General features: G+C 71.5%; 12 protein-coding genes and 5 pseudogenes. 9 read left to right on the forward strand and 8 right to left on the reverse strand.

From position 1 onward, the window contains the following. Positions 1–17: 17 nt before the first annotated feature. Positions 18–1,736, reverse strand: coding sequence for a sensor histidine kinase (locus IM697_RS33295; RefSeq protein WP_228045064.1), 1,719 nt, complete (start codon positions 1,734–1,736; stop codon positions 18–20). A 556-nt stretch (positions 1,737–2,292) separates the two neighbouring features. Between IM697_RS33295 and IM697_RS33300 the strand changes: the two are divergent. Next, positions 2,293–2,575 (forward strand): annotated as a pseudogene (locus tag IM697_RS33300) (4-hydroxy-2-oxovalerate aldolase); the annotation flags it as partial. A gap of 26 nt (positions 2,576–2,601) precedes the next feature. Here IM697_RS33300 and IM697_RS33305 read toward each other — a convergent pair. Next, complete coding sequence (locus IM697_RS33305) at positions 2,602–3,054, reverse strand: DUF6299 family protein (protein ID WP_194039799.1); 453 nt, start codon at positions 3,052–3,054, stop codon at positions 2,602–2,604. A 238-nt stretch (positions 3,055–3,292) separates the two neighbouring features. Between IM697_RS33305 and IM697_RS33310 the strand changes: the two genes are divergently transcribed. After that, positions 3,293–3,487: a DUF5999 family protein gene (locus tag IM697_RS33310; protein WP_194039800.1), complete on the forward strand. Its 195-nt coding sequence runs from the start codon at positions 3,293–3,295 to the stop codon at positions 3,485–3,487. Between the two features lie 73 nt (positions 3,488–3,560). Here IM697_RS33310 and IM697_RS33315 read toward each other — a convergent pair whose 3' ends face one another. After that, a complete protein-coding gene (locus IM697_RS33315) occupies positions 3,561–3,959 on the reverse strand; it encodes a RidA family protein (RefSeq protein ID WP_194039801.1) in 399 nt (132 codons plus the stop codon). After that, complete coding sequence (locus IM697_RS33320; protein ID WP_194039802.1) at positions 3,956–5,101, reverse strand: acyl-CoA dehydrogenase family protein; 1,146 nt, start codon at positions 5,099–5,101, stop codon at positions 3,956–3,958. Before IM697_RS33320 ends, IM697_RS33315 begins: the two co-directional genes overlap by 4 nt. 186 nt (positions 5,102–5,287) lie before the next feature. Here IM697_RS33320 and IM697_RS33325 point away from each other — a divergent pair, with 186 nt between their 5' ends. From IM697_RS33325 to IM697_RS33340, 4 genes and pseudogenes are all read left to right on the forward strand, one after another. Next, a complete protein-coding gene (locus IM697_RS33325; protein ID WP_228044278.1) occupies positions 5,288–6,901 on the forward strand; it encodes an AMP-binding protein in 1,614 nt (537 codons plus the stop codon). 15 nt (positions 6,902–6,916) lie between these two features. Beyond that, positions 6,917–7,729 carry a PaaX family transcriptional regulator gene (locus IM697_RS33330; RefSeq protein ID WP_194039803.1) on the forward strand — a complete coding sequence of 271 codons (813 nt, stop codon included), beginning with the start codon at positions 6,917–6,919 and terminating at the stop codon, positions 7,727–7,729. Positions 7,730–7,829: 100 nt separating this feature from the next. Then, positions 7,830–8,072 (forward strand): annotated as a pseudogene (locus IM697_RS33335) (adenylyl-sulfate kinase); the annotation flags it as partial. 69 nt (positions 8,073–8,141) lie between these two features. After that, positions 8,142–8,803 (forward strand): annotated as a pseudogene (locus IM697_RS33340) (elongation factor 1-alpha C-terminal domain-related protein); the annotation flags it as partial. Here IM697_RS33340 and IM697_RS33345 read toward each other — a convergent pair. Together IM697_RS33345 and IM697_RS33350 are read right to left on the reverse strand one after the other, a co-directional pair. After that, positions 8,787–11,159, reverse strand: a complete 2,373-nt coding sequence (locus IM697_RS33345; RefSeq protein ID WP_228044279.1) for a bifunctional salicylyl-CoA 5-hydroxylase/oxidoreductase — start codon at positions 11,157–11,159, stop codon at positions 8,787–8,789. The pseudogene IM697_RS33340 and the gene IM697_RS33345 overlap by 17 nt on opposite strands. 2 nt (positions 11,160–11,161) lie before the next feature. Then, positions 11,162–11,989 carry an enoyl-CoA hydratase family protein gene (locus IM697_RS33350; RefSeq protein ID WP_194039805.1) on the reverse strand — a complete coding sequence of 276 codons (828 nt, stop codon included), beginning with the start codon at positions 11,987–11,989 and terminating at the stop codon, positions 11,162–11,164. Positions 11,990–12,309: 320 nt separating this feature from the next. Between IM697_RS33350 and IM697_RS33355 the strand changes: the two genes are divergently transcribed. Beyond that, the gene (locus IM697_RS33355) at positions 12,310–12,762 is read left to right on the forward strand and encodes an ATP-binding protein (protein ID WP_194039806.1); all 453 of its coding nucleotides are present in this window, start codon (positions 12,310–12,312) and stop codon (positions 12,760–12,762) included. An 8-nt stretch (positions 12,763–12,770) separates the two neighbouring features. Here the strand turns inward: IM697_RS33355 and argF are convergent, their stop codons facing one another. Continuing rightward, positions 12,771–13,778, reverse strand: coding sequence for an ornithine carbamoyltransferase (gene argF, locus IM697_RS33360; protein ID WP_194039807.1), 1,008 nt, complete (start codon positions 13,776–13,778; stop codon positions 12,771–12,773). Positions 13,779–13,837: 59 nt separating this feature from the next. Next, positions 13,838–15,064, reverse strand: a complete 1,227-nt coding sequence (locus tag IM697_RS33365) for an arginine deiminase (RefSeq protein WP_194039808.1) — start codon at positions 15,062–15,064, stop codon at positions 13,838–13,840. Positions 15,065–15,185: 121 nt separating this feature from the next. Here IM697_RS33365 and IM697_RS33370 point away from each other — a divergent pair. Continuing rightward, positions 15,186–15,386, forward strand: a pseudogene (locus tag IM697_RS33370) (SPFH domain-containing protein); the annotation flags it as partial. Positions 15,387–15,388: 2 nt separating this feature from the next. Beyond that, a pseudogene (locus IM697_RS33375) lies at positions 15,389–15,952 on the forward strand (hypothetical protein); the annotation flags it as partial. Positions 15,953–15,955 lie beyond the last annotated feature (3 nt).

A 15,955-nucleotide genomic window follows, 5' to 3' on the forward strand; every position in this document is an offset into this window, starting at 1 on the left:
CAAAGCACACCCTACGACTACGACTTGACCGTGTATGACCGCTTCTCGATCAGCTTTCCGTCCTTGAAGCAGAACCGGAAGACCGGCTCGTCGTCCAGGCTGTCCGGTATCTCCGTCGACATCAGGACCAGACAGCTGGAACCCTTCGGCTGTGCGGGCCCCTCGGTGTCCAGCCCCTCGGTGAGGAACGACTTGCCGTCCGGGAGCTTGTCGCGTACGTCCGTCTCGGCGTCGCCGACCTTCACCGACTTGTAGACGGACGGCTCGATCATGGCCTTGTCGCTCTCGTTCACCAACGCGACGAAAGCCACGGCGGCCAGTGCCACGAGGCCGACGACGACCACCACAGCGACGGTGCATCCGATCGCGACGCCCTTTTTCTTCTTGCCCATGGCGAGGTCGAGCTCCTTCTGTCTGTCCGGCGATCCGGACCAGTCGATGACCTCACCACCGTCGCCGGACGGCGCCCCGTCCCTCTGCCCCCGGAAGTCGTTCCCCGCAGCTACGAAGGTTGTCGGCGAGGGCTCCGGCGAACCGTCCGGCGAGGCCGAGCGCTGGGGGCCGTACGGCAGGACGCCCGCCACCCGGAACCCGCCCCCGACCACCGGTCCGGCGTGCACCATCCCGCCGACCAGCCGGGCGCGTTCCTGCAACCCGGTCAGCCCCTGCCCGCCGCTCACCACGACCCGCTGCCCGCCGCCGGCCGGGGCGGGAGCCGGGCTGTTGGCGACCTCGACCACCAGCGAGTCCGGCTCGTACCGAAGTTCCACGGTGATCGACGCGCCCTGCGCGTGCTTCAGCGCGTTGGTCAGCGCCTCCTGCACGATCCGGTACGCAGCGTGGTCGGCGGCGGGGGCGAGTGACCGCACCTCGCCCTCGCGTCGCAGCTTCACGTCAGCCCCCGCGCCCCGTGACGCCTCCACCAGGCCGTCGATCCCCGCCACGCCCCGGGTGGCGGCCGCCGATTCGCTCTCCTGCTCCGGTGCGTGGGTGCCGTCGCGCAGGATGCCCACGGCCTCGCGCAGTTCGTGCATCGCGGCCACCGAGGCCTGCCGCAGTACCCCGACCGCCTCGCGCTGGCCGTCCGTCAGCGTCCGGTCCACCTCGAGGGCGCCCGTGTGCACGGCGATCAGCGCCAGTTGGTGGCCGAGGCTGTCGTGCATGTCCTGGGCTATCCGCTGCCGCTCGCGCAGCCGTGTGTGGGACGCGATCATCTCGCGTTCGCGCAGCAGTTGGGCGTTGTGCTCGTGCAGCGCGTGCATGAGCGTGCGGCGCTGGGTGCGGTAGCGGGCGGCGAGGCCGGGCACGACGGTCGTCGCCAGGAAGGCGAGGGTGGTGAACACCAGTGTCTGCGCCGCGTAGAGGCCTGAGCGCTCCTGCAGCGCGGACAGCCCTGCGTAGAGGACGTAGGAGACCGCGAACGCCGCGAGGGCCCGCCGCGGCGCCTTGATCCTCGGGCCAGCCGACCAGCCCGCGACCATCAACAGGGCCCAGAATCCGCTGAACACACCGGTGATCGCGCCGGTGAGAACGAGCACGCTCGCCGGGAACGCCCGCCGCAGCAGGGACAGTGCGAGGGCGACCACCGCCACGGCGGCCATTGCGAACACGCCGTCGCCGAGCACGCTCAGCGTCGCCAGCAGGGCCAGTACGGGGGCCAGAACCGCCTCGCCGACGATCCGCCGCCGGGACCACATCCCCGCCGCGACCAGGTGTTCTCGGACGTCACGGGCCATCGTCGTCAGATTCACACGCCAACGGTAGGGGCCGATGGTCAGTCCCACAGCATCCGTTCGTCGCACTGGCGTCCGACGAAAGTCGTACCCGGACTTGCCGCCGGGGGGTCCCGCACGGCGCGTTCCAGTCCCGCACGGAAACGAACAGGCTCGAAGCGAGGGGAACCGGGCCGCAGTCCGTCCTCGTGCCGGCGCCCCCATCGGGGCTCCACGATCGCCCGCGCCGCATGCCGGGGACCGTGCCCTCGCGGCGCGGCGCAAAGCCACCGTCGGCGGGGTCGGACGTGGCACTTCGGTTCCGGTTCGCACCGAAGGCGGAGGGGACGCACCGGCGCCGAAGCGCTCCGCCCTCATCCGCCCTCGCGCAGGTCAAGCCGACGTCGACCGCCCCGACTTCGGCGCGCTGTTCGCGGTCATGGCCGTACCGGACGGCGGTGCGGTGCCCGCCGGTCGGCTGCTGCGGCCCAAGGCGAAGGCCGAGGTGGCGCTCGTCCTCGGGCGCGACCTGCCGGACCCCGCGTGCACGGTCGTCGACGTGCTGCGGACGGTCGACTTCAAAGCCTGCGTCGCGGTCGCCGACCTCATGGGCTGGACCACGTCTGCGACCTGTTCCCCTGATGGACGCGGCCGACGATCCGGTACGAGACCCTCAGCCTCGGCTACGCGGGCGTGTACTCCGGCTTCCCGCGCCATGCCGAGACGGCGGCGGCCCGCCCTGGGCCGGCACCCGCGGCATCCTCGACGAGGTGGGGCGCCGGCGGATCGTCGGCGGGCAGGAGGACATGATCACCGGCATCGCGCCGGACCTGGCGGCCCGTGCGGAGACCGGGTCGTCCTGACGCCGGTCCCCGTACGGGCACCCGTGTCACGCCTTCGACAGGGTGACGTTCTTCTTCAGTACGGCGTGGAAGTGCGGCAGGGGCAGGCCGCCCAGGATGTCCGCGGAGCGGAGTTCCACGATGGTGGCCTCGACGTCCGCCTTGCCGTGCTTGAGGGTGGACGGGGAGGGCCTGCTCTCGTTCTCCCAGCGGTGCTCCTTGCCGTCGCACACGGCGACGGTGCCGCCGATGGCGTACCGGTTGGTGGAGGCCCGCTGGCCGACGGAGGCGCTCACGAACGTGGGCCCCGTACTGTCGACGCACTTGTAGGTGCCGGAGACGGTGACGGTGCCGTCCGCGGCCATGACGGCCGAGCCGTCGACGGTCACGGTCTCCTTGGGCTCGGCCTTGGCGTCGGAGTCGGCGGGCGCCGAGGGCGCGGCGACCAGCAGGATCAGGGCGGCGCCGGCAGCGGTGGCGAGAGCGGGGCGCAGGGGCATGGGATGACCTCCCGGGTGAGCGGAGTGGGGCCTTCCACTGGTACCCGGCGGGTGCGCCCGGGGACGTGACCGTCACCCCTTCGGTGGCGAGTCCGCCCCGACCTTCGTGGATCGGTCAGAGAGTTGTCCGCGTGTTGTCACGGTTCCCAGGAGGCCGTTCCGATGAGTCCGCGAGGGGAGGATGGTCTACCCATATGGACGACCCACACAGCTCGTCCGCCCTATGTGGAGGTGCGCCATGTGTTCCCACCAGCCTTCGTGCCCTGCCTCCGACGACCGCGGCGCACATGTGGTGTCCGCACACCCCGAGCAGGGCTGGAGCCTGCTGTGCGACGGCGCCATCGTGTTCGACGACAGCGGCGAGCTGCTGCCCGACGGCCGCGTGATCGCCCCGCACCGGGTGCCGGCCGCGCGCCTGGCGATGGCCGCGTGAGCGAACCCGTCGAACGAGCGAACCGTCGAACGAGCGAACCGTCGAATGAGGGAGCCCGTCGAATGAGCGGGTGCTACGGCAGCACCGCGAACCCGTCGAGTTCCACCATCGCCGCTTCGTCCCAGAGCCGCACCACCTCGACGACCGCCATCGCCGGGTAGTCGCGGCCCGCCAACTCCCGCCAGATGCGGCCGAGTTCTGCGGCCCGGGTGCGATACGCCGCGACGTCGGTCGCGTAGACGGTGACCCGGGCGAGGTCGGCGGGGGTGCCGCCGGCCGCGGTGAGCGCGGCCAGCAGATTGGTCAGCGCCCGTTCGAACTGCTCGGGGAGGGTGTCGCCGGTCACCTTGCCGTCCGTGTCGAGGGCGGTCTGACCGGCCAGGAAGACGACCCGTGAGCCGGTGGCGACGACCGCGTGGGAGAAGCCGGCGGGCGGGGAGAGATCGGGCGGGTTGACGCGCTCGGTGCTCACTGAGCGGCCTCCACGGTCGCGTACAACTCCTTGGCGATGATGCCGCGTTGCACCTCGCTGGCGCCCTCGTAGATGCGCGGGGCGCGCACCTCGCGGTAGAGGTGTTCGAGCAGATGGCCGCGGCGCAGGGCGCGGGCGCCGTGCAGCTGGACGGCCTTGTCCACGACGTACTGCGCGGTCTCGGTGGCGAGCAGTTTCGCCATCGCGGCGCGTTTCGGGACGTCGGGGGCGCCTTCGTCGTACGCCGTGGCCGCTGCGTACACCATCAGACGGGCCGCCTCCGTCCGCAGGGCCATCTCGGCGACCTGGTGGGCGACCGCCTGAAGGTCCTTCAACTTGCCGCCGAAGGCGTCCCGTCGGTCCGTGTGCGCGAGGGTCGCGTCCAGGGCCGCCTGTGCCATGCCGACGGCGAAGGCGCCGACGCTGGGCCGGAAGAGGTTGAGGGTGCCCATCGCGACCCGGAAGCCCCGGTCCGGCTCGCCGAGCACGTCGTCGGCGGTGACGGGGACGGCGTCGAAGGTGAGGGCGCCGATGGGGTGCGGGGACAGCATGTCGAGGCCCGCGCCGGTGAGGCCGGGACGGTCGGCGGGGACCAGGAAGGCGGTGACGCCGCGGGCGCCGGCGCCGGGGGTGGTGCGGGCGAAGACGGTGTAGAAGTCGGCCTCGGGGGCGTTGGAGATCCAGCACTTCTCGCCGGTGAGGCGCCAGCGGGCGGGGCCGCCGGCACCCGGGGCCTCCGGCTCCGCGCGCAGCTCCAGCGCCGCCGCGTCCGACCCGGCCCCCGGCTCGCTCAGCGCGAAGGCCGCGACCGCGCCGCCCTCGGCCACGTCGGGCAGCCAGCGTTCCCGCTGGGCCGCGGTGCCGTGGGCGTGCACCGGGTGGGCGCCCAGGCCCTGGAGGGCGAGGGCGGTCTCGGCCTCCGTGCAGGCGTGGGCGAGGGACTCCCGCATCAGGCACAGATCGAGCGCTCCGGAGGTGAACAGCCGCTCCAGCAGGCCCAGTCGGCCGAGTTCGGCGACGAGGGGGCGGTTGACGTGCCCGGGTTCGCCCTTCTCGGCGAGCGGGCGCAGCCGTTCGGCGGCCAGGGTGCGCAGTTCCGCACACCAGGCGGCCTGTGGCGGATCGAGTGAGAATGCGGGCATTGCCGACCTCCCTGCGGGCCGTCCGCGACGGACCCACTCGATGGACCTTCCCGACGGGTCCTTCCGACGATATCGCGCCCCATTGACTGTCGTCACCAACACGATACGCTCCCCGTGCGAGCCCACCACGACGCCCACAAGCACGACGCCCGTAAGGCAGCCCACAAGGCAAGGGGGCGAACCACCATGGCCGGTCTGCACCGCTCCGCCCACGTCGACACCTTCGCTCGCGAGCATCTGCCACCGCCCGACGAGTGGCCCGAGCTCCGTTTCGACCTGCCGGGCCTGGGTTACCCCGAACGGCTCAACGCCGCCGCCGAACTGCTCACCGGCCCCGACGCCGAGCGGCCCGTGTTCCACACCCCGTCCGGCGACACATGGACGTACGGCACACTGCGCGCCCGCGTGGACCGGCTGGCACATGTGCTCACCCACCAGCTCGGCGTCGTCCCGGGCAACCGGGTGCTGCTGCGCGGCCCGACCACACCGTGGCTGGCGGCCTGCTGGCTGGCGGTGCTCAAGGCGGGCGCCGTCGCCGTCACGGTGCTGGCCCAGCAGCGGCCGCACGAGCTGCGGACCATGTGCGAGATGGCTCAGGTGCGGCACGCGCTGTGCGACGTCCGCGCGGTCGACGACCTCGCCAAGGCCGAGATACCCGGCCTGCGCATCGCGACGTACGGCGGCGACGCGCCGGACGACCTGCTGCGCCTCCCGGCGCCCGACACCCCGTACCCCGCCGCGGACACGGCGGCCGACGACGTCGCCCTCATCGCCTTCACCTCCGGGACCACCGGCCGCCCCAAGGGCTGTATGCACTTCCACCGGGATGTGCTCGCCATTGCCGACACCTTCTCGGAACATGTGCTGCAACCACATGTGGGCGATGTCTTCGCCGGCAGTCCCCCACTCGGCTTCACCTTCGGCCTCGGCGGGCTCGTCATCTTCCCGATGCGGGCCGGCGCCAGCTCCCTCCTCCTCGAACAGGCCGGCCCCAAGCAGCTGCTGCCCGCGATCGCCGAGCACCGGGTGTCCGTGCTGTTCACCGCCCCGACGGCGTACCGCGCGATGCTCGACGAGCTCGACTCGCACGACATCTCCTCCCTGCGGCGCTGTGTCTCCGCGGGCGAGAACCTGCCCGCCGCCACCTGGCAGACCTGGCACGAGCGGACCGGGCTGCGCATCATCAACGGCATCGGCGCCACCGAGCTGCTGCACATCTTCATCTCGGCGGCCGACGAGCACATCCGGCCCGGGACGACCGGGATGCCGGTACCGGGCTGGCACGCGCGCGTGGTCGACGGCGACGGCCGGGACCTGCCCGACGGGGAGCCCGGGCTGCTGGCCGTACGCGGACCCGTCGGCTGCCGCTATCTCGCCGACCCGCGCCAGCGCGAGTACGTGCGCCACGGCTGGAACATCACCGGCGACACCTACGTCCGGGAGAGTGACGGCTACTTCCGCTACGTCGCCCGCGCGGACGACATGATCATCTCGGCCGGTTACAACATCGCGGGCCCCGAGGTCGAGGAGGCGCTGCTGCGCCACCCGGACGTGCTGGAGACGGCGGTGGTGGGGCGGCCCGACGAGGCACGCGGCCAGGTCGTGGTGGCATACGCGGTGCTCAGGGACGGTGCGCGACGGGACGCGGAGGCGCTGCGGGCGTTCGTCAAGGCCGAGCTGGCGCCGTACAAGTGCCCGCGCGAGGTCGTCTTCCTGGACGCGCTGCCGCGCACCGCGACCGGCAAGCTCCAGCGGTTCCGGCTGCGCGACGGCGATCCCCCACGGGGTGACCGGCAGTGATCCGTACGACCTAAGATGATCAACGTGTCCGACCAGCATGCACCACGGTCTCTCATCGTCACGCTCTACGGCGCCTACGGCCGCCACATGCCCGGCCCGGTGCCGGTGGCCGAGCTGATCAGACTGCTGGCCGCGGTCGGCGTGGACGCCCCTTCCGTACGGTCGTCGGTGTCCCGGCTCAAGCGGCGCGGGCTGCTGCTGCCGGCCCGCACGGCACAGGGCGCGGCCGGGTACGAACTGTCGCCGGACGCCCGCCAGTTGCTCGACGACGGCGACCGGCGCATCTACGCCACCGCGCCGCCCGGCGACGAGGGCTGGGTGCTCGCGGTGTTCTCGGTGCCGGAGTCGGAGCGGCAGAAGCGCCATGTGCTGCGTTCCCGGCTGGCCGGGCTCGGCTTCGGGACGGCGGCCCCGGGCGTGTGGATCGCGCCCGCGCGGCTCTACGAGGAGGCCCGGCACACCCTCCAGCGGCTGCGTCTGGAGGAGTACGTCGACTTCTTCCGCGGCGAGCACCTCGGCTTCACGCCGACCGCCGAGGCCGTCGCCCGCTGGTGGGACCTGGCCGCGATCGCCAAGGAGCACGACGCGTTCCTCGACCGCCACGCGCGCGTGCTGCGCGACTGGGAGCGACGGGCGGACACCCCGCCCGAGGAGGCGTACCGCGACTACCTCCTCGCCCTGGACTCCTGGCGCCATCTGCCGTACACCGACCCCGGGCTGCCCGCCCGGCTGCTGCCCGAGGACTGGCCGGGGGCGCGCTCGGCCGCCGTCTTCCGGGGGCTGCACGAGCGTCTGCGGGACGCGGGAGCAACCTACGCCGGGCTGTGACCTCGGGCACATCATGCGCCACTAACGGAACCCTCAGGTTCCTCTGCGCCTCTTCTCAAGTTTCCTACCTAGCGTCCATCGGGTCGTCCGCAGGTGAGGAATGAGGACTGCTGCGCATGACCACCACGTCAAGAACCCAGGGGGCCACGGTCTGGCTGACGGGGCTGCCGAGCGCGGGCAAGAGGGCTTCTCGCGGGCGGACCGCGACACCAATGTGCAGCGCATCGGCCTGGTCTCGGAGGTGCTCGCGCGCAACGGCGTGCTGTCCGTCGTCCCGGTCATCGCCCCGTACGCCGACAGCCGCGAGGCCGTCCGCAAGCGGCACGAGGCGTCCGGGACACCGTACATCGAGGTGCATGTGGCCACGCCGGTCGAGGTGTGCGGCGAGCGGGACGCGCAGCAGGTCCGCGATGGCGACAACGTCGTGGAGCGCTCGGCCCACATGGACTGGTACCCGGGCCCGGCGCTGCTGGAGTTCCTGCAGAGCGTGCCGGTCGGTGTGGACGCCGCCGACGGGCCCGCCCGCTTCCCCGTCCAGTACGTCATCCGGCACGGCGAGGCCCGGCACTACGCGGGCCAGTTGGCGTCCGGCTCGCTGCGCGTGGGCGACCGGGTCACGGTCCATCCGTCCGGCGGGGCCACGGAGATCGCCGGCATCGACGTGCTGGGTGAGGCCGCCGAGGAAGCGGTCGCCCCGCAGTCGATCAGCGTGCGCCTCGCCGACCAGCGGGACGTCTCGCGCGGCGACATGATCACCGCCGGTGTCGACGCGTCCCCGCGCTCACCCGGGACGTCATCGCGGCCGTCTGTCACCTGGCCGACCGCCCGCTGCGGGTCGGCGACCGGGTTCTGGTCCGGCACACGACCAGGACGGTCAAGGCCGTCGTACGGAACCTGTGCGGCGCCTCCGAGCTGCTCGCGAACGACCTGGGCCGTGCCACCCTGCGCACCGCCGAGCCGCTCGCTCTGGACGACTACGCGCTCTCCCGCCGCACCGGCGCGTTCCTCCTGATCGACCCGGCCGACGGCACGACGCTCACCGCCGGCATGGCGGTCCTCAACTCCCCAGCGTGAGCCTCGGCTTCGGCGCGTCCGTACGCCCCGTCTGCGGCCGCCGGCTGCCGGCACGGTACGGGGCCGGCCAGACGACACCCGGACCGTCGTAGCCCTGCTCGGCCGCCGCGTGCAGCGTCCAGTACGGGTCGTACAGGTGGGGGCGGGCCAGGGCGCACAGGTCCGTGCGGCCCGCCAGGATCAGGGAGTTGACGTCGTCCCAGGACGAGATCGCGCCGACCGCGATCACCGGCAGGCCGGTGGCGTGACGGATCCGGTCCGCGTACGGGGTCTGGTACGACCGTCCGAACTCGGGCCGCTCGTCGGCCACGACCTGACCGGTCGACACGTCGATCGCGTCGGCGCCGTGCGCGGCGAAGGCACGGGCGATCTCGACGGCGTCCTCGCCGGTGGTGCCGCCCTCGGCCCAGTCGGTGGCGGAGATACGGACGGTCATGGGCCGCTCCTCCGGCCATACCCTCCGTACGGCGTCGAAGACCTCGAGCGGGAAGCGGAGTCGTTTCTCCAGGGTGCCGCCGTAGGCGTCGGTGCGCCGGTTGGTGAGCGGGGAGAGGAAGCCGGAGAGCAGATAGCCGTGCGCGCAGTGCAGTTCGAGGAGGTCGAAGCCGGCTCGGGCGGCCCGCCGGGCGGCCGCGGTGAACTGCTCGCGGATGTCGGTGAGCTGGGAGCGGGTCAGTTCGCGCGGGGTCTGGCTGTACGGCTTGTACGGGATGGGGGACGGGGCCACGAGCGGCCAGTTGCCGTCCTCCAGCGGCTCGTCGATGCCCTCCCACATCAGCCTGGTCGAGCCCTTGCGGCCGCTGTGCCCGAGCTGTACGCCGATCGCGGTGCCGGGCGCCTGCTCGTGCACGAACCGGACGATCCGCTTCCAGGCATCGCCCTGTCCGCCGGTGTAGAGGCCGGTGCAGCCGGGGGTGATCCGTCCCTCGGGGCTGACGCACACCATCTCGGTCATCACCAGGCCGGCGCCGCCGAGGGCGCGGGAGCCGAGGTGGACCAGGTGGAAGTCGCCGGGGACGCCGTCGGTGGCCGAGTACATGTCCATCGGGGACACCACGACCCGGTTGCGCAGGGTCAGGCCGCGCAGCCGGAACGGGGTGAACATCGGGGGCGTGCCGGGCGGGCAGCCGAAGTCGCGCTCCACGGCCTCGGTGAAGCGGGCGTCGCGCAGGCGCAGATTGTCGTGGGTGACGCGACGGCTGCGGGTGAGCAGGTTGAAGGCGAACTGGCGCGGCGGCTGGTCGAGGTAGCGGTCGAGGTTCTCGAACCACTCCAGGCTGGCCCGGGCGGCGCGCTGCGTGGAGGCGACGACGGGCTTGCGCTCCTCCTCGTACGCCGCCAACGCCCGCTCCAGGGAGGGCTGTTCCTCCAGGCAGGCGGCGAGCGCGAGGGCGTCCTCGACGGCGAGCTTGGTGCCGGAGCCGATGGAGAAGTGGGCGGTGTGGGCGGCGTCGCCGAGCAGCACGATGTTGCCGTTCGACCAGCGTTCGTTGACGACGGTGCGGAAGGTGGTCCAGGCCGACTTGTTGGACTTCAGGGGCCGCCCGCCGAGCGCTTCCGCGAAGATCTTGGCGCAGCGCTGGACGGACTCCTGCGGGGTGACTTCGTCGAATCCGGCCGCGTTCCACACCTCCTCGCTCATCTCGACGATGACGGTGGAGGCGTCGGCGGCGTAGGGGTAGCCGTGCAGTTGCATCACGCCGTGCTCGGTCTCGGCGATCTCGAAGCGGAAGGATGCGAAGGCGAAGTCCGCGGCGAGCCAGATGTAGCGGCAGTGGTGTTCGGCCACATGGGGGCGGAACACATGGGCGTAGGCCTCGCGGGTGGTGCTGTGCACACCGTCCGCGGCGATGACGAGGTCGTATGTCTCGGCCAGCCAGGCCGGGTACGGGGCCTCCGTGCGGAAGCGGAGCTCCACGCCGAGGTCGCGGCAGCGGGTGTGCAGGATTTCCAGGAGGCGTTTTCTGCCGAGGGCGGCGAAGCCGTGTCCTCCGGAGGTGTGGCGGGTGTCTCGGTGGACGATGTCGATGTCGTCCCAGCGGGTGAAGTGCGACTGGAGGGCCTCGTAGACGACGGGGTCGGCGTGTTCGATGCCGCCCAGGGTCTCGTCGGAGAGGACCACTCCGAAGCCGAAGGTGTCGTCGGGGGCGTTGCGTTCCCAGACGGTGATCTCGCGGGCCGGGTCGAGGCGTTTGAGCAGGGCGGCGGCGTAGAGGCCGCCGGGGCCGCCGCCGATGATCGCGACGCGTAGGGGGTGGCTGGGTTTCGTCGGCGGCTGCGGGCCCACTGTGGCTGGTCGCGCCCGCGCCGCGGTAGCCGCATATTCAATACCGCCCCGCGCCCCTTTGGTTGGCATGATCACCGCCCCCTCCACTGGGGAGGGCGCTTCTCCTTGAACGCCGCGTGGAACTCCGCGTAGTCCTCGCCGTTCATCAAGAGCGCCTGCGTCGACGCGTCCATCTCCACCGCCGTCGCCAGCGGCATGTCCAGCTCCGCCGTGAGCAGGGCCTTCGTCTGGGCGTACGCCAGTGCCGGGCCGTCGGCCAGGCGGCGGGCCAGGGTCCGGGCGGCCTCGTCGACCTGGCCCTCGTCCGTCAGTTCGCTGATCAGACCGATGCGCTCGGCCTCCGGCGCTCGGACCGGCTCCCCCAGCATCAGCAGACGGGTCGCATGGCCCAGCCCCACCACCCTCGGCAGTAGGTATGCCGCACCCATGTCGCCGCCGGACAGGCCGACCCGGGTGAAGAGGAAGGCGAAGCGTGCGGTGGGGTCGGCGATCCGGAAGTCGGCCGCGAGCGCCAGTACGGCCCCCGCTCCCGCCGCCACCCCGTGCACGGCCGCGATCACCGGGAACGGGCACTCCCGTACCGCCCGCACGACCTGTCCCGTCATCCGGTTGAAGTCGAGGAGCTGGGCGGTGTCCATGGACAGGGTCGCGCCGATGATCTCGTCGACGTCGCCGCCGGAGCAGAAACCGCGGCCCTCGCCGGCCAGCACCAGGGCTCGTACCGCCCGCTCCCGGGACAGCTCGGCGAGCAGATCGCGCAGGTCGGCGTAGGCGCCGAAGGTGAGCGCGTTGAGTTTCTCGGGGCGGGCGAGGGTGACGGTGGCGACTCCGTCCGTGTGCTCGACCCGCAGATGCTTCCAGTCGGAGGTGCGGGCGGCGGAGCCGGTGAAGGGACTCATGACGTGCGGCCTCCTCGGGCGGACGGCGCGGGCACTGCCTCACTGAGCTCTACCCTCCGAGCTCTACCCCTCGAAGCTATCACTCAACTTTGACTGTCGTCACGACTGCGCGATAAGCCGATCGGGTGTGACCCCGTCCGGTCACATACGTCACGGCTCGTCGACGCCCGCGTAACGGCGGGATCAGCCGTGCGAGGCCGTCCGTTCACCTGGGTAAGCCGCCCATCAGTCGGGGCCACAGGTCCCGAACGGCGCCCGCCGAGCGTTCCCGCGAGGTGTCGCCGTACCATTCATAAGGTTGAAAGCAGGACAGCCTGCTCATGAACGGACCCGCCTTGCACGATCGCTCCCCCGCCTCTGCCTCATGGCGCATCGCGCTGCCGCACACCACCGCGGCCGTGCCCGTGGCACGCGCGGTGATCCGTACGGCGCTGGCCGAGCTGGAGTTCGCCGCCGACAGCGACACGGCGGAGCTGCTCACCGCGGAGCTGGTCGCCAACGCCGTGGAGCACACCGCGGGCAGCGGCCCGATAGAGCTGGTGGTGGAGCTGCTGCCGTCGATCTGCCAGGTCGAGGTGCACGACCCGGACCCGGCCCCGCCCGGCGATCTGACCCACCCCGCCCAAGGCGCCCCCGACCCGTGGCAGGAACACGGCCGAGGGCTGCTCCTGATCCGCACCCTCAGCTCGTCCTGCGGCCATCGCCCGACGGCCTCCGGCAAGGCGGTGTGGTTCAGGCTGCCGGTCGTGCCGGCCCAGCGCCGCCCGCTGTAGCCAGCGGCTCAGCCCAGCGTCGCCACCAGAACCGCCTTGATCGTGTGCATCCGGTTCTCCGCCTCGTCGAAGACCACCGAGTGCTCCGACTCGAAGACCTCGTCGGTCACCTCCAGCGACTCCAGCCCATGGCTCTCGAAGATCTCCAGACCGACCTTCGTACCGAGGTCGTGGAACGCCGGCAGGCAGTGCAGGAACTTCACGTCCGGGTTGCCGGTGGCCCGCAGGACGTCCATGGTCACCGCGTAGGGGCCGAGCGCGGCGATCCGCTCGTCCCACACCTCCTTCGGCTCCCCCATGGACACCCACACATCGGTCGCGACGAAGTCGGCGCCGCGGACACCGTCGGCGACGTCCTCGGTCAGCGCGATGACCGCGCCGCTGGCCTGCGCCAGCTTGCGGGCCCGGGCCACGACGTCGTCGCCGGGCCAGTACTCCTTGGGCGCGACGATGCGCACATCCATGCCGAGCAGCGCACCGGTGATCAGATACGAGTTCCCCATGTTGAAGCGGGCGTCACCGAGGTACGCGAAGCCGATCTCCTTGAGGGGCTTGGCGCAGTGCTCGGTCATCGTCAGCACGTCGGCCAGCATCTGGGTCGGGTGCCAGTCATCGGTGAGCCCGTTGTAGACCGGCACGCCCGCGTACGCCGCCAGCTCCTCCACCTTCGCCTGACTGTCCCCGCGGTACTCGATCCCGTCGTACATCCGCCCGAGCACACGCGCGGTGTCCTTCACGGACTCCTTGTGCCCGATCTGCGAGCCGGACGGGTCGAGGTACGTCGTCGAGGCCCCCTGGTCGGCGGCCGCGACCTCGAACGCGCAGCGTGTGCGCGTCGAGGTCTTCTCGAAGATCAGCGCGATGTTCCTGCCCCGCAGGTACTGCCTCTCGGCCCCGGCCTTCTTCGCGGCCTTCAGCTCCGCGGCCAGCTCGATCAGCCCGAGGAACTCCTGCTCGGTGAAGTCGAGCTCCTTGAGGAAGTGGCGGCCGGCGAGGGCGGTCGGGACAGTCGCCATGGGGGGCGCTCCAGAGGTACGAGTACAAGGGACTCTGGAAGTCTATACGACATTCAGAATTAATATACGGGTGCCCGCTCGACGGGACAGCTCATGCACCGCGGCCCACCTCTCCCCCGCCCCAGCTCACTGCCCGGAATCTCGATCACCTCGATGCCCTGCTTGCGCAGATGCGTGTTGGTGGTGGAGTTCCGCTCATAGGCGACCACGACACCCGGCTCGACGGCGAGCACATTGCAGCCGTCGTCCCACTGCTCGCGCTCGGCCGAGTGGACGTCCTGCGTCGCGGTCAGGACGCGGATCTCGCTGAGCCCGAGCGCGGCGGCGATCGCCCGGTGCATGTGCTCCGGCGGATGGTCGGTGACCTTCAGCTCCTTGTCGCCGCCGCCCGGCTCGATGGTGTACGAGCGGAGCATGCCGAGCCCGGCGTACTGGGTGAAGACATCGCCGTCGACCATCGTCATCACGGTGTCGAGGTGCATCAGCGCACGCCGCTTGGGCATGTCGAGGGCCACGATGGTCTGCGCCGACCCGGCGGCGAACAGCTTGTGGGCGAGCATCTCGACGGCCTGGGGGGTCGTCCGCTCGCTCATGCCGATGAGCACGGCGCCGTTGCCGATCACCAGGACGTCGCCGCCCTCGATGGTGGAGGGGTAGTCGGCCTGGCCCTCGGACCAGACGTGGAACGTTTCGTCACGGAACAGCGGGTGGTGCCGGTAGATCGCCTCGAAGTGCACGGTCTCCCGCTGCCGGGCGGGCCAGCGCATGGCGTTGACGGAGACGCCGTCGTAGATCCAGGCGGAGGTGTCACGGGTGAAGAGGTGATTGGGCAGGGGGGCGAGGAGGAAGTCGTCCAGCTCCATGACATGGAAGCGCACGGAGGTCGGCTCGGGGTGCGAATCCAGGAACTCCCGCTTGGTCATGCCGCCGACCAGAGCCTCGGCCAGTTCGGGGGAGGGCAGGCCCTCGAAGGCGGCACGGAGGTGGTCGGTGGCGAGCACCCCGTACTCCTTCTCGTCGAAGACCCGGTCGAGGACGAGCGTGCGGGCCGCCGGGATCTCCAGGGCCTCGGTGAGCAGGTCGCCGAACAGGTGGACGGTGACCCCGCGGTCGCGCAGCACGTCCGCGAACCCGTCGTGCTCGACGCGCGCCCGGCGCACCCACAGCACGTCGTCGAAGAGCAGGGCGTCCTTGTTGCTGGGGGTGAGCCTTTTGAGCTCGAGATCCGGCCGGTGCAGTATGACGCGGCGCAGCCGCCCGGCCTCGGAGTCGACATGGAATGCCATGCCTCCATCCTGACCATCGGGAACCGCATTCACCCCCCACTTGCCACCCTCTTCTTTTCGTCCTCTTGACGAAAACCGCCACCCTCGATTATCGTCCTTATGACGAGAACGAGGGGGTTCCATGGCCGACATCACCCGGCGCCTGGGCCTGCGCCATCTGCGCGGCGGCAGGCTGCTGCACGACGGCCCGGGGCTCAGCTTCTGGTTCCGTGCGCTGACCGCGGCGATCTCCGAAGTGCCGGTCGACGACCGCGAGCCGGCGATGACCTTCCACGCCCGTACGTCCGACTTCCAGGACGTGGCCGTACAGGCGACGGTCACCTAGACCCCGGCCGCAACCCGGGCGTGCTGGTGCGCCACCGCCCGGTGGACGCGGCCAGATTGTTCGCGTCCATGCAATCCGGAAACGGCCGCTTCGACGAACTCACCATGGTCGAGGCCGTCGCCGACGACACACAGCGGCTCGTGGCACTCAACGAGATCTACCTGGGCGCCGTCGGACACCAGACGGCCAGATACCGCCTGGGCCTGGAGGACGACGGGGGTGTCGTCGAGGCCCAGGCCTCGTCCGGGGTGCTCATCGGCACCGGGACGGGGGCGACCGGCTGGATCCGGTCGGTATGGCAGGAGCGGGGCGGGCGGCTGCGGTTCCCCGCCCCGACCGAGGCCCGGCTGCTGTGGTACGTCCGCGAGGCCTGGCCGTCCCCGGCGACCGGTACGTCACTGTTGGCCGGGGAACCCACCGCCGCGACCCGCCTCCACCTCACCGTCGAGTCCGAGCGGCTCGTCGCCTTCGGGGACGGCATGGAGACGGACGCGGTCGAGCTGACCTGGGGGCAGACGGTCCGGGTCGGCGTGTGCCGGGAGCGGCTGCGGCTCGTCGGCTGACCG

The sequence above is a fragment of the Streptomyces ferrugineus genome (genome assembly GCF_015160855.1).
Taxonomy (GTDB): Bacteria; Actinomycetota; Actinomycetes; order Streptomycetales; family Streptomycetaceae; genus Streptomyces; species Streptomyces ferrugineus.

Excerpts from the sequence above, each read along its gene's own strand:
- IM697_RS33295 (WP_228045064.1), bottom strand. The coding sequence starts at position 1,736 with ATGGCCCGTGACGTCCGAGAACACCTGGTCGCGGCGGGGATGTGGTCC.
- IM697_RS33305 (WP_194039799.1), bottom strand. The coding sequence starts at position 3,054 with ATGCCCCTGCGCCCCGCTCTCGCCACCGCTGCCGGCGCCGCCCTGATC.
- IM697_RS33310 (WP_194039800.1), top strand. The coding sequence starts at position 3,293 with ATGTGTTCCCACCAGCCTTCGTGCCCTGCCTCCGACGACCGCGGCGCA.
- IM697_RS33320 (WP_194039802.1), bottom strand. The coding sequence starts at position 5,101 with ATGCCCGCATTCTCACTCGATCCGCCACAGGCCGCCTGGTGTGCGGAA.
- IM697_RS33325 (WP_228044278.1), top strand. The coding sequence starts at position 5,288 with ATGGCCGGTCTGCACCGCTCCGCCCACGTCGACACCTTCGCTCGCGAG.
- IM697_RS33330 (WP_194039803.1), top strand. The coding sequence starts at position 6,917 with ATGATCAACGTGTCCGACCAGCATGCACCACGGTCTCTCATCGTCACG.
- IM697_RS33345 (WP_228044279.1), bottom strand. The coding sequence starts at position 11,159 with ATGCCAACCAAAGGGGCGCGGGGCGGTATTGAATATGCGGCTACCGCG.
- IM697_RS33350 (WP_194039805.1), bottom strand. The coding sequence starts at position 11,989 with ATGAGTCCCTTCACCGGCTCCGCCGCCCGCACCTCCGACTGGAAGCAT.
- IM697_RS33355 (WP_194039806.1), top strand. The coding sequence starts at position 12,310 with ATGAACGGACCCGCCTTGCACGATCGCTCCCCCGCCTCTGCCTCATGG.
- argF (WP_194039807.1), bottom strand. The coding sequence starts at position 13,778 with ATGGCGACTGTCCCGACCGCCCTCGCCGGCCGCCACTTCCTCAAGGAG.
- IM697_RS33365 (WP_194039808.1), bottom strand. The coding sequence starts at position 15,064 with ATGGCATTCCATGTCGACTCCGAGGCCGGGCGGCTGCGCCGCGTCATA.